11 protein-coding genes are annotated in these 12,327 nt (G+C 47.9%); 10 read left to right on the top strand and 1 reads right to left on the bottom strand.

Translation table 11 applies throughout. From position 1 onward, the window contains the following. The first annotated feature begins 10 nt into the window (after positions 1-10). From B9A32_RS11355 to B9A32_RS11335, 5 genes are all read left to right on the top strand, one after another. Positions 11-934: a glycyl-radical enzyme activating protein gene (locus tag B9A32_RS11355; protein WP_170923798.1), complete on the top strand. Its 924-nt coding sequence runs from the start codon at positions 11-13 to the stop codon at positions 932-934. A 784-nt stretch (positions 935-1,718) separates the two neighbouring features. After that, complete coding sequence (locus tag B9A32_RS11350) at positions 1,719-3,056, top strand: NAD(P)/FAD-dependent oxidoreductase (RefSeq protein WP_084069500.1); 1,338 nt, start codon at positions 1,719-1,721, stop codon at positions 3,054-3,056. 268 nt (positions 3,057-3,324) lie between these two features. Beyond that, positions 3,325-4,101, top strand: a complete 777-nt coding sequence (locus B9A32_RS11345) for an electron transfer flavoprotein subunit beta/FixA family protein (protein WP_232367131.1) — start codon at positions 3,325-3,327, stop codon at positions 4,099-4,101. 22 nt (positions 4,102-4,123) lie between these two features. Then, complete coding sequence (locus tag B9A32_RS11340) at positions 4,124-5,083, top strand: electron transfer flavoprotein subunit alpha/FixB family protein (protein WP_084069498.1); 960 nt, start codon at positions 4,124-4,126, stop codon at positions 5,081-5,083. Positions 5,084-5,119: 36 nt separating this feature from the next. Further along, on the top strand, positions 5,120-6,571 hold the full coding sequence (locus B9A32_RS11335; RefSeq protein ID WP_232367130.1) for a sigma-54 interaction domain-containing protein: 1,452 nt from the start codon (positions 5,120-5,122) through the stop codon (positions 6,569-6,571). Positions 6,572-6,714: 143 nt separating this feature from the next. On the opposite strand, the gene B9A32_RS21720 is transcribed toward B9A32_RS11335, so the two are convergent. After that, positions 6,715-6,882 carry a hypothetical protein gene (locus tag B9A32_RS21720; RefSeq protein ID WP_212637903.1) on the bottom strand — a complete coding sequence of 56 codons (168 nt, stop codon included), beginning with the start codon at positions 6,880-6,882 and terminating at the stop codon, positions 6,715-6,717. A gap of 109 nt (positions 6,883-6,991) precedes the next feature. Between B9A32_RS21720 and B9A32_RS11330 the strand changes: the two genes are divergently transcribed. From B9A32_RS11330 to B9A32_RS11310, 5 genes are all read left to right on the top strand, one after another. Further along, positions 6,992-8,257 (top strand): ABC transporter substrate-binding protein, encoded by a 1,266-nt coding sequence (locus tag B9A32_RS11330; RefSeq protein ID WP_084069496.1) that lies wholly within the window; start codon positions 6,992-6,994, stop codon positions 8,255-8,257. Positions 8,258-8,608: 351 nt separating this feature from the next. Next, the gene (locus tag B9A32_RS11325; protein WP_084069494.1) at positions 8,609-9,331 is read left to right on the top strand and encodes an ABC transporter ATP-binding protein; all 723 of its coding nucleotides are present in this window, start codon (positions 8,609-8,611) and stop codon (positions 9,329-9,331) included. Between the two features lie 143 nt (positions 9,332-9,474). Further along, positions 9,475-10,221, top strand: coding sequence for an ABC transporter ATP-binding protein (locus B9A32_RS11320; protein ID WP_232367129.1), 747 nt, complete (start codon positions 9,475-9,477; stop codon positions 10,219-10,221). 26 nt (positions 10,222-10,247) lie between these two features. Next, positions 10,248-11,273, top strand: coding sequence for a branched-chain amino acid ABC transporter permease (locus B9A32_RS11315; protein ID WP_084069492.1), 1,026 nt, complete (start codon positions 10,248-10,250; stop codon positions 11,271-11,273). Positions 11,274-11,282: 9 nt separating this feature from the next. After that, a complete protein-coding gene (locus B9A32_RS11310; RefSeq protein WP_084069490.1) occupies positions 11,283-12,305 on the top strand; it encodes a branched-chain amino acid ABC transporter permease in 1,023 nt (340 codons plus the stop codon). The last annotated feature ends 22 nt before the right edge of the window (positions 12,306-12,327 follow it).

Below are 12,327 nucleotides of genomic sequence, written 5' to 3'. Positions count from 1 at the left end.
AAAGGTGAGCATGACCCCAAACACTGTTCTCAACATTCAAAAATTCTGCATCCATGACGGCCCGGGTATTCGCACGGTGGTCTTCTTGAAGGGATGTACGCTGGCTTGCCAATGGTGTGCCAACCCCGTCTCCCAGAACCCCATGCCGGAACCGTTGTTTTTTTATGATCGCTGCCGCTCATGCGGCCAATGCAGCCGGGTCTGTTCAGCCATTGCGTTTAACGGTGAGGTGCCGCAAATTGACAGATCTTTATGCATCGGATGCGGTGAATGCACAAAACAGTGTCCATCCGGGGCCATGGAGATGGCCGGGGCAGTCATGACCCCCGACCAGGTGATGGAAACGGTGGAACAAGACATTGTCTTTTACCGCAATTCCGGCGGTGGCGTGACTCTTTCCGGTGGGGAGCCCCTGATGCAGCCTGGTTTTACAAAAGAGATATTGAAACGATGCAGGGATCTGGGGATTCATACAGCCGTGGAAACGGCAGGGTGCCTGCCCTGGGACAATTTTGAAAAAGTAATCCCCCATACAGATCTATTTCTTTATGATGTGAAACACCTTGATGACAAGAAGCATGTTCGTGGCACCGGACAAAAGAGTAACAAAATCTTAAAGAATCTTAAAAAATTGTGTCTGGCTGATAAACAGATCATACTCAGAATTCCTGTCATCCCGGGTTTTAATGATTCAGAAACCCACATTGGACGTTTGGCTCAATTTTGCCGTACGCTTGCCCGGGGCATAGAGCATGTGGAGCTGTTGCCCTACCACAATCTGGGGGCGCACAAATACAACCTGCTGGAGAAACAATATGAATTAAATAGGCTGGCCCCCCCTGACAATCAGCATATGCTTAAACTGGCGGCAATCATGGAAAAAGAGATAAAACAAGCTGGACTTTTTTGTCGGGTGGTATCGGGAACCGTGTGAAGTCTCTTTGATTCGGCGGACTATCCGCAGATTCGCCAGCAAACGCCACCCATAACGAATATAAAAAATGGTAATATGCCACATTCTGATCCGACTCTGTCCACAACAAAGCATGAAAGCGTGCACGACTAATCTATGCTTTCTTATAAAACAACAAAAAACAATATATTGTTTTTGCAATACCGTAATTTTTTAGACCATTTTTTATATTTTTAAACAATTTTTAGCTTGACATTATTTAAAACATTAAGTATCAGAGATACAGAATACCTTTTGATTGTTTTTCGCCGTAACAGCAACTCATATATTTAAATTTCATTGTGGCATCGAAATTGCTTTAATTTTATTCAGATTTTATGGCAATAAAATCATAAAATCGTAACGGTGAGTATCCCCTAATCGTTTTTTTATATGAAATACTCCGTAAACCGGGGCGTATTTCAAGCTTTGTTGTGGGCGTAACCGGATCAGAATACGATCCGCCCGTGGCGGTTATATGAAATTCCCCGTAGATCAGGGATGTATTTTAAGCTTTGTTGTGGGCAGGACCGAGTCAAAATAGAGCCTTCTGCCCGTGGCAGTTTATATGAAACACCCGTGTAGACCACTGGTTTGTAAGCTTTGTTGTGGGCAGACCGGAGTCAAAATAAGGCTGTATCACTTGACAGTGGCCTCAATGGCACCCCCCTTGGACGGAAAAACCGGCCATAACCCATCACAGTGGATCATTGTCAATTATTAACTATACCATTTACGGTATGACGTGTAAGGAGAGCAAAAGAAAATGACCAAAAAGTATGATGCCATCATTATCGGAGCCGGCGTTATAGGATCCCCCATTGCTTATGAACTTTGCAAAATGGGTTACAAAACCCTTAACGTTGACAAGCTTCCCGATGCCGGAGAAGGTTCCACTGCAGGTTCCTGCGCCATCGTAAGGGCCCATTACTCAACGGCAGATGGCGTGGCCATGGCCTATGAGGGCTTTAAATACTGGCTGGACTGGGAAAATTACCTGGATCATGCAGAGGATGAAAAAGGGCTTGCCAAATACATGAACACCGGATCTCTTCTCCTTAAATCCGAAGGTCATGACTGGAAAAAAGTCCAGGCAAATTACGATGAAGTGGGCGTAAAATATGAAGAGTGGGACAATGAAACCATCAAGGCAAAAGTACCCCCCATTGATCTTCACAAGTTCTGGCCGGTGAGACGTCCCGAAGATCCTGCTTTTTATGATGAGCCCACAGAGATGCTGGAAGGCGGCATTTTCTGCGCCGAGGGTGGATATGTCAATGATCCTGCTCTGTCTGCCCATAATATCATGAGAGCAGCCGAAGCCAAGGGTGGCACATTCATGTTCAATGCCGAGGTTGTGGAAATTCGCAGCGAAAACGGCAAGGTGCTTGGTATTACCCTGAAAGACGGCACACAGATTGATGCGCCTGTGGTGGTCAATGCCGGTGGCCCCCACTCCTTTAAAATCACCAAGATGGCCGAGGGTGTATGGGAAGGATGCAACATTAAAACCAAAGCCCTGCGCCACGAAGTCATGCATTGTCCCTCTCCAGACGGATATGATTATCTCAATGACGGTTACCACATGTCCGACGGTGACATTGGCTGCTATGTAAGACCTGAGGTTGGCAACATGTTCCTCATCGGCAGCGAAGATCCTGACTGTGATCCCCAGGAATGGGTTGATCCCGATGAGTTTTACGCAGGTAAAGGCGGACACGGCAAAGACAACCAGCTCACCGATGAGCAGTGGAAAGCCCAGTGCTATCGTCTTGGAAAGCGTATTCCAGAGCTCAAAGTTCCCAACCAGTCCAAAGGGGTGTGTGATCTTTACGACTGCTCCGATGACTGGATTCCAGTCTATGACAAAACAGACCTTGGCGGCTTTTATCTTGCCGTTGGAACCAGTGGAAATCAATACAAAAACGCCCCGGTGGTGGGTCGAATGATGGCAGAACTCATTGATGCCTGCGAAAAGGGTCTGGACCATGACAACGAGCCCTTCCAGTTCACCTATAAATACACAGGCAGAACAATGGATGTGGGATTTTTCTCACGCAAGAGAGAGATCAATTACAACTCCAGTTTTTCCGTAAATGGATAATCCATGCAGGCATATTCTGACATGGGTTGGATGAATTAAAACGTCGTTAAGGGGCTTGTTTTTTTAAACAAGTCCCTTTTTCGTAGTAAATATTCGGTGAGTATCCCATCTTCATCTGTTTTGGCCTGCTCACCCCCCCTTAGCAATACCCCAAACAGATCACGGCCCAAACATTTGCATTACCAACCCGAATATTTATTTTTCGTAAATGCCGACAATATCAGCAACAAATATTGAAAATGGTATTTTGATCCAAAGGTGATGATTTATGGATATGAAAATTTATGTTTGCGTAAAGCATGTTCCAGACTCTGCCGCAAACATTGCGGTAAAGGACGGCAACACCATTGACGACAAGATCTCATTTCTTTTGAATCCCTATGATGAGCATGCTGTCACAGAGGCGGCAGCCCTTAAAAAACATCTGGGCCGGGGGGAGGTCATTGCCATTTCCCTGGGCACCGAAGATGTGGAAAAAACCCTTCGATCGGCCATGGCCATGGGAGCAGATCGTTCCATACTGGTGAAAACAGACAGGCAAAGGGACAGCATTTTCACAGCCCGGGCGCTGAAAGCCGCCATTGATCAGGACGGAAGTCCGGCCATTATTTTCACCGGCAGAGAATCCATTGACATGGAAGGGATGCAGACCATGTTCCGTCTGGGGGCTGCATTTGGTTTCCCCGTGGCCTCCAATGTGATAAAATTTACACCGGAAAAAAACAGCGCCACAGTGGAATCCCAGACTGAAGGGGGCGGAAAAAATATTTATCATCTTTCCATGCCCTGTGTTCTGGGTGTGGGAAGAGGCATCAACACGCCTTCTTACCCCACCTTTCCCGATGTGGTCAAGGCCCGGAAAAAAGAGGTTAAAACCATTGATGTAAAGGATTTAAACATCACCCCGTCGCCATCGTCCATGTCGGTTATTTCCCTTGAACCCTTTGCCCAGGAGCGACGGGCCCGGGAAATCACAGGCACCCCCGCAGAGCAGGTCCAGACCCTTGTGAACATCCTTCGGAATGAAGCAAAGGTTCTTAATTAACAGGTGGCAATAAGGAAGAATCATGGAAAAAACAGGAGTTGTAATTGAAATAAAAAAGGGCCGGATAAAAGATGCCAATCTGGGCATGATTGCCTGTGCCAGAGCCGCAAATCGTGAGGTATATGCCCTTATACTTAACGATACTGCAGAAAATTTCAGGGAAATACTGGAAGCCCATGGTGTCCATGCCATGGTTGAAATCACCACCGGCGGTGCAGACCACACCCCTTGGAATCCGGAACAGCACACCCGGGCTATCATAACTGCCATGGAGGCCCTCCATATTAAAGCCTTGCTGGCATTGACCACCCCCATGGGACGCGAATTGCTTCCCCGCATTGCAGCGGCATTGGATGCGCCGCTGGTGATGGACTGCATTGACGTGGATCTGGAAAAAGGCCTTGCCCGCACCACACTCTATTCCGGTAAGACCATCGGCACCATACAGGTCACAGGCTCCCATGAGCTCTTTGGCATCCGCCCCAATGTCATTGCCCCGGTTCCGGTGAAAACAAAGGCAAAAATGATTTCCATGCCCATTGACACACCGGTGTCAGGCAAATTTAAAACTGTTGAAATACTCCCCGGACAATCATCCCAAACAGATATCACCGAGGCGGATATTATCATCTCCGGCGGTCGCGCCATGCAGAGCAAAGAAAATTTTGATCTGCTGTTCCAATGCGCCCACACCATGGGAGCCGCTGTGGGGGCAAGCCGCGTGGCTGTGGATATGGGGTGGGTTCCCTATACCATGCAGGTGGGACAAACCGGTGAAAAGGTCAGCCCCCGGGTGTATATTGCCTGTGGAATTTCCGGTTCCATACAACACTTTGCCGGAATGAAAATGTCTGGTATGATCATTGCCATAAATACCAATGCTGAGGCTGCCATGGTATCCAATTGCGACTATTTCATAGAGGGAGATCTATTTGAAATTGTCCCCCTGTTAACGCAGCGTTTAACCCAGAAAGCCAAATAGTGATGCATGATGTAATAACAACGCAAAAGGAATGAATTGACAAAAAAAGAGACAAAATATTGCAAACACGCTGTCACAGATGCCGATTTTATCTCTGTTTTTGATAAATTCAGTGAAGGCGTTCTGGTCACAGACCTTAACGGAGTGATTATCTATTACAACCGGGCCATGTCCCGCATTGATGAGCTGGACCCCCGGGAGGCACTGCATAAAAAAATCACAGATGTCTACCACCTCACCAACGATGACAGCATCATCATGCAGTGCCTTTTCAAGGGCGAACCCATCATTGACCGGCCCATTTATTATCGCACCCGCATGGGAAAAGTGGCAAACACCGTTCACAGCGCATTCCCCCTGACAAGGAACAGTAAAATCATCGGCATCATCTGCTTTGTGAGGGATTACAATGTTCTTGCAGAAACCATTGCAGATATGCCCGTTGTTCAGACAGCCTTTGACACAGACATTTTTTTTGATTCCATCATTGGTGAAGACCCGGAACTCATTAAGGCGGTTTCCTCGGCAAAAATGGCGGCAAACACCCCATCCCCTGTGATGCTCTATGGACAGACCGGCACGGGCAAAGAGCTTTTTGCCAGGGCCATCCATAACCACAGTGCCAGAAGTCGCCAGAAATACACCCCGGTAAACTGTGCGGCCATACCGGAAAATCTGCTGGAGGGTATTTTATTTGGCACTTCCAAGGGAGCGTTCACAGGGTCGGTGAACAAGGCGGGTCTGTTTGAAAAAACCCATGGTGGTACCATTTTTCTGGATGAACTCAACTCCATGCCGGTGGGGCTCCAGAGTAAAATTTTGCGGGTACTTCAGGAACGAAAGGTAAGAAGAGTGGGGGCATTAAAGGAAACCACCATTGATGTTAAGATCATCAGTTCCGTGAATGAAGATCCCCATGTGGCCATGGCCAACGGCACCCTGCGTTCGGACCTTTTCTATCGTCTGGGGGTGGTGTTTATTCATATTGTTCCCCTGGCCGGGCGCATGGGAGATCTGGATTTGCTGGTGAGCCATTTTATTAATAAACACAATAAACTCATGGGAAAAGCAGTCAAAGGGGTCTCTGACAACGTCATGGTTCGATTTCGGTCATATCACTGGCCGGGAAACGTAAGAGAACTGGAGCATGCCATTGAAGGGGCCATGAACATTGTGGGGGCAAGTGATACCATCCAGCTTCGTCACCTCCAGTCCCACTTTTCCGTCATACCGGCTCCCGCCCCGCCGGCACCTGTTGAAGATGCCATGCCCCCCCCTGCACCGTCCTCCCCATTGGCCTCTGGGCGCCCCCGCCCCCCCAGTCTCATTGAAAAAAAAGCAGCCCATGAAAAGGATACTGTCCATGATGCCCTGACCCTGCATGCCGGCAACATTGCACGGGCTGCAGCCAGCCTGGGAATTTCCCGCCAACTTCTCTATTACAAAATGAAAAAATATAAAATGCTCAGGGAAGATTACCTCCAGTGATGCTGTTATGTTGTGTCCGTCAGGGCATGCCCGTTACTGGAGATAAGTGTAAAAATATTTTACTGTAAGTGTAAAAAAACCTTACTGCAAAAAAAGTTTTTTACAGGTTGTGTGTTCGGAACTGTTTGTGTAAAAAATAAATTTTATTCATTTTTAAAATTAATCTCCATATTTCCCAGGAATTGTTTTTTTACCTCATCTTTTATCTTTACTTGGTATATTATTTGCTTTTTTACTGACCTGTGGCCAACCGGGGCCGCCCTGTAAGACCTGTCCCATTCGTATGCTGCTTTAATTTGATTTAACACCATTCCATGTCGCCGCGATATCACAGAATATCCGGAAGAGCGTCTGAATTTTTGTTCATCAAAATTGAGCGGCAGTCAATCTAAGAACATTTTAAGTTTTGGAGAAACGAGTATGAGAAACAGGAAAAAAGTATTACTGCCCATCTTGACCCTTGCCTTTTTTATGTTGTTCAGTGCAGCCAATGTCTTTGCTGCCGGTAAAAGTATTGCTGTGGGCGTTCTGGGTCCCTTTACCGGACCTTCAGCACAGACAGGGGAGGAATTTAAAGCATCCGTTCAAATGGCCATGGAAGCCATTGATTACACCGTGGGCGACTATAAAATTGATGTTGTATGGGTGGATTCCCAGTCAGACCCTGCCAAGGCTGCCGGGGCCTATGCCGAAGCTGTTGAGGGCAAGGGCATTCAGGCAGGTGTTCTCAACTGGCACTCCTCTGTGGCCATTTCTGTGATGGATGTGGCAGCCCAGTACAAGGTGCCCCACATGTTTGGTTTTGGTGCCAGTGAAGTGGTGAACCAGAAATGGCAGGCAGATCCTGAAAAATACAGCTATTGGGGGGGCAAAGGCTGGCCCGTTCCTGCCAAGCTTGAGAAAAATTATGTGGAAGCACTGAACAATGCCGTCAAAGCCGGTATCTGGACACCCAAAAAGAAAATCGCCGCCATCTACGGCGAAGACACAGATTGGGGCAGAAGTGCCGGTGGCTCATATAAGAAAGCCCTGGAAGCCAGTGGTTGGGAAATTTTTGCAGAAGAGTATTTTCCTGCCACCCAGACCGATTTTTATCCCCTGCTGAGTAAATTTAAAAAAGCAGGTGTTTCTGCGGTAATGGGAACCTCCACTTCCCCTGCTGCTCTGACCTCTTTTGTGAAACAATTTTCAGAGGTGGGACTGAAGAGTGTTTTAGTGGCCTCGGGTCTTGGATGGATCGGAGACTGGTACAAAATGACGGGTCCTGCCTCTGATTATGTTCTGGATTCCATTCCCCAGCTCACCACCCCCGAAGCCCAGCAATGGGCCAAAGATGTTAAGGCAAAAGTGGGGTTCAATCCCAGCCCTTCTGCAGGCGGTCTCTCCTATGACGGCATTCGCATGTTCATTAAAATCCTTAACAGAACCTACGAAAAATATAGTGTGCTGGACAAAGAATCCATCCACAAAGTCATGGTGGAAGAAGTTAACACCGGCCAGCTTACCTATGGCAAAAAAGACGGTGCCATTATCATGAATGAATACAAATATACCCCGGAAACCATGCCTGACATGGTGGTGTCAAGTGATGCCTATTTTTTCCCCATTCTCCAGTACAAGGCGGGTAAAGGCAGCATTATTTTTCCGGATGTATGGAAAGTAAAAGAGTTTGAACCCAAAAAATAGTACCGGCAGGCAATCTGAAAACTGCGGTTCAAGATTAATTTTGTTTTTTTATAACTGCCATGGGCAGACCTTATTCCACCCGGTGCTGCCCATAACAAAGCTTGAAATACGTCCCTGATTTGCAGAGTGTTTCATATAAAAATTTACCCCAGAACCTGGGCCTTGGACATGCAAAGCTAAAAGGGTTCCGGCCGGGCCGGAACCCTTAAAAAGATCGCTTTTATACTTGTATGAAAAAAGCTGCTGCTAACACCAAAAGTTTTGAAAACTATTTTGAGGGCAGAGTTCGGTAAATATAAGATCTGCCCGTGGCAGTTGCACCGGTAACCATTTAAGGAAAATGTATTTATTATGATCGTACTGGAAACCCAGAATCTAACCAAACAATTTGGAGGTCTCACCGCCGTCAATGCCGTCTCCATGACAATAAACCAAGGTGATATTGTGGGGCTTATCGGTCCCAACGGTGCCGGTAAGACCACCTTTGTCAATGCCATATCAGGGCTCAATCCCCCCACATCGGGCAAAGTGACCTTTTTTGGAGAAGACACCACCGGGCTCACCCCGGAACAAATGTGTAAAAAAGGACTGTCCCGCACCTTTCAAATCCCCAGTCCTTTTCCCAAAATGACCGCCATTGAAAGTGTCATGACAGCCAGTATTTTCGGTAATGCACCCGGTGTGGTAAAAGATCCTGTGCAGCACAGCCGGGAAATGCTGGATTTTGTGGAATTTCCCATGGCCGAGGATGTACTGTCGGAACAGCTCAACACTGTGCAGCTCAAACGCCTTGACCTGGCCCGGGCCCTGGCCAGCCACCCGAAATTGTTATTCATGGATGAAATGGCATCGGGACTCAGTGAAGGGGAGTTGTCCGATATCATGCGTATCCTTGACAAAATAAGCCGGAAAGGCATCTCCATACTCATGATCGAACATATCATGCAGCTGATCATGGCCGTGTGTAATCGCCTTTTGTGCATCCAGTTCGGCACCAAAATCGCAGAGGGGCCCACCCAGGAGGTGGCCAATGATCCCAGGGTTACCAAGGCCTATCTGGGCAGTGCCGACTGACGGCAGGCATATGTCAATGACTGCCATGGGCAGGCCCGCTTTCTTTGCCGGGTTTACCCAGAATAAAGAATGAAAAAACTGTTTTAAAATAGTGTGGGTGCATGATTCCCCATGAACCTGTCAGCTGCTAAACACTTTTTTCCATGAAATCCGCAGAAGAATCCCAAATCAATGGAGATGCCATGCTGTTAGAAATAAAAGAACTGGATGCCGGATACGGATATCTGCAAATCCTGAGAAAGGTCAGTCTCAATGTGGACAAAGGAGAGTATGTCTGCATTGTGGGACCCAACGGTGCCGGCAAAAGTACCACCATGAAAACCATTGCAGGTTTAATCAGCCCCATGGCAGGTAGCATCACATTTAACGGAGAAGAGATCACAGGACTTCCCGCCTACCAGATTACCCAGAAGGGCATTGCCTTTGTATCAGAAGAGATGAACCTTTTTGTCAACATGTCTGTGCAGGAAAATCTTCTCATGGGGGCCTATATCATCCGGGATAAAAACGTTCAAAAGGAGCGCCTGGAATTTGTATTTGACCTCTTTCCCCGCCTGGCCGAGCGAAAAACCCAATTGGCCGGTACCATGAGCGGTGGTGAGCGTAAAATGCTGGCCATCGGCCGTGGCATGATGTCCGATCCCACCTTGATGCTGGTGGATGAACCCTCCTTTGGACTGGCCCCCCAGTTGACGGCCAGCGTGTTTGAATCTCTGGAGGTCCTTCGAAAAACCGGGGTCACCATCATGCTGGTGGAACAGAACGTCACCACCACTTTGTCCATCACCGACCGGGGCTATGTTCTGGAAAACGGCAAAGTGGGACTGGAGGGCAAAAGTTCGGATCTTTTAAATGATGCCTATGTCAAAAAGGTGTTCCTGGGCGTTTAACATCAAACCAAGTCTGGAGAAATTGTATGTCTGACAACCTTAAGGATAAGATTGCCTGGATGAAATCTGCCAAAGGTATCACCATCCTGGGCTCCATTTTCCTGGCCCTTTTTGCCACCATTAACAGCGGCCCCTATGTCCTTGTTAATACCATTATTACAGGGGGCATGCTGGCCCTTGTGTCAACGGGCCTCACCCTGATGCTGGGGGTGTTGAACATTGCTATGTTTGCCCATGGTGAATTTTTCATGATAGGCTCTTTATCTGCTTATTACGTATTTACCCCCATCAGCAATTACACCGCCATGCATCCAGACTCCTTTCTGGTAACCTGGGGACCCATGGTGGCCATTTTCACCTCCATGGTGGTGGGTGCCATTGCCGGTATCATCGCCGAATTCCTGGTGTTTCGCCCGTTGAGAAAACGGGCCGCAGAAAACTGGGTCATGAACTCTTTTTTGCTCACCGTGGGCTTAAGCGTTCTGCTGGTGAATCTTCATCAACTCATCTTTGGTGCCGATTTTAAAGGGATCGTCCGATACTGGGGGGGGATGCCGTTTTCCTTTGCCGATGTCTTTATCTCCCGGGACCGTGTCATCTCCTTTTGCCTGTCTGCCTTTATTGTGTTTCTGTTCTGGGCCTTCATGACCTACACCCGCACGGGCAGGGCCATCCGGGCCGTATCCCAGGATGCCACAGGGGCACAGATCGTGGGCATTAACATTGAAACCATTGTGTTGATGACCATCTCTTTGAGTTGTGCCCTGGCAGGTGTTGCTGGCGGCAGCCTTTTGTTCATGTACCCTTCCTATCCCACCATGGGCCTTGAACCCCTTTACATGGCGTGGTTTGTGGTGATTTTATCGGGCCTTGGCAATATTCTGGGGGCCGTGGCCGGTGCCTTTATGGTGGCACTTTTAAAAGTGGTCACCGTGGAATATGTGGGGGCCGGATGGGATTTTGTGGTGCCCTCCATTTTGATCATGCTCATTCTCATTTTTAAACCCAGCGGAATATTCGGCTCTGAAGTCCGTGGCGTTCTGGATACATAGGAGATAGTGATGGAAACAACAAACACCGTTCAATCAAGTCCTGCATGGGGAACGCTCCTGGGAAAAATCGGATTCAACCCGGCAGGCATTCTCTGTGTTTTCCTGTTGATGGCACTGCCTTTTATACCGCCTTTTAACCAGGAATATCTTTTGCGGTGGCTTATATATGCCGCCTTTATTGCCACCTTGTCCGTGGGATTTGACTTTACCTCTGGATATATCAATATTGTTAACTTCGGCTATGCTGCCGTGGCCGGTTACGGAGGATATACTTCAGCCCTGCTGGCGGTTAATCTGAACATTTCCCCCTGGATCGGGATTTTCATTGGCGGGGCCAATGCCGCTGTACTGGGACTGATCATCGGTATGATATCCCTGCGGCTTCGGGGGATTTTTGCCGCATGTCTTTCCTGGTTTTTTGGTCTGGCCCTCATGGGCCTTGCCACCAAACTTGTATGGCTCACAAGGGGCCCCCTGGGACTTCGAACCCCCCGAATGTTTGAAACTGAATCCAATATTCCCTTTTATTATCTAATTATTGTGCTGTTAATCCTCACCTATGTCATTTGTAAAATGGTGGTGAACTCCAAAATGGGCCTGGCCTTTAAAGCCATTGGACAAAACATGGATGCTGCAAGAACATCCGGCATCAACCCGGTGTTTTACCGGGTTTTTAATTTTACACTTTCCTGTGCCCTTGCCGGAATTTTGGGGGGCTTTTACGGTCATTATTACGGGATTCTCACTCCTGAGGTGATGCACACCACCAAAACCGTTGAGGTACTGGCCGTGGCCTACATCGGGGGACGGGGAAGTCTTTGGGGGGGGGCGGTTGTTGCGTTTCCCTTTATTTTTCTCATGGAGATTATTCGCTCCACCCTGTCCCATTTACCAGGGCTGAATCTTGTGATTTACGCCTTGATGCTCATTCTGGTGATGATTTATTATCCAGGTGGTTTTTCCCATTTCTTTGACGTGCATATCAGACAGTCAAAAAATAAAATTTTGAGGATTTTGACGGGGAACGCATAATTAATCAGATCTGATCTGATCT

Source organism: Desulfocicer vacuolatum DSM 3385 (genome assembly GCF_900176365.1).
Classification (GTDB): Bacteria; Desulfobacterota; Desulfobacteria; order Desulfobacterales; family Desulfobacteraceae; genus Desulfocicer; species Desulfocicer vacuolatum.
This window is presented reverse-complemented; position numbering and strand designations above follow the sequence as displayed.

Bases quoted from the DNA above. Each gene is read 5' to 3' on its own strand.
- B9A32_RS11355 (WP_170923798.1), top strand. From the start codon at position 11: ATGACCCCAAACACTGTTCTCAACATTCAAAAATTCTGCATCCATGAC.
- B9A32_RS11350 (WP_084069500.1), top strand. From the start codon at position 1,719: ATGACCAAAAAGTATGATGCCATCATTATCGGAGCCGGCGTTATAGGA.
- B9A32_RS11345 (WP_232367131.1), top strand. From the start codon at position 3,325: ATGGATATGAAAATTTATGTTTGCGTAAAGCATGTTCCAGACTCTGCC.
- B9A32_RS11340 (WP_084069498.1), top strand. From the start codon at position 4,124: ATGGAAAAAACAGGAGTTGTAATTGAAATAAAAAAGGGCCGGATAAAA.
- B9A32_RS21720 (WP_212637903.1), bottom strand. From the start codon at position 6,882: ATGGTGTTAAATCAAATTAAAGCAGCATACGAATGGGACAGGTCTTAC.
- B9A32_RS11330 (WP_084069496.1), top strand. From the start codon at position 6,992: ATGAGAAACAGGAAAAAAGTATTACTGCCCATCTTGACCCTTGCCTTT.
- B9A32_RS11325 (WP_084069494.1), top strand. From the start codon at position 8,609: ATGATCGTACTGGAAACCCAGAATCTAACCAAACAATTTGGAGGTCTC.
- B9A32_RS11320 (WP_232367129.1), top strand. From the start codon at position 9,475: ATGAAATCCGCAGAAGAATCCCAAATCAATGGAGATGCCATGCTGTTA.
- B9A32_RS11315 (WP_084069492.1), top strand. From the start codon at position 10,248: ATGTCTGACAACCTTAAGGATAAGATTGCCTGGATGAAATCTGCCAAA.
- B9A32_RS11310 (WP_084069490.1), top strand. From the start codon at position 11,283: ATGGAAACAACAAACACCGTTCAATCAAGTCCTGCATGGGGAACGCTC.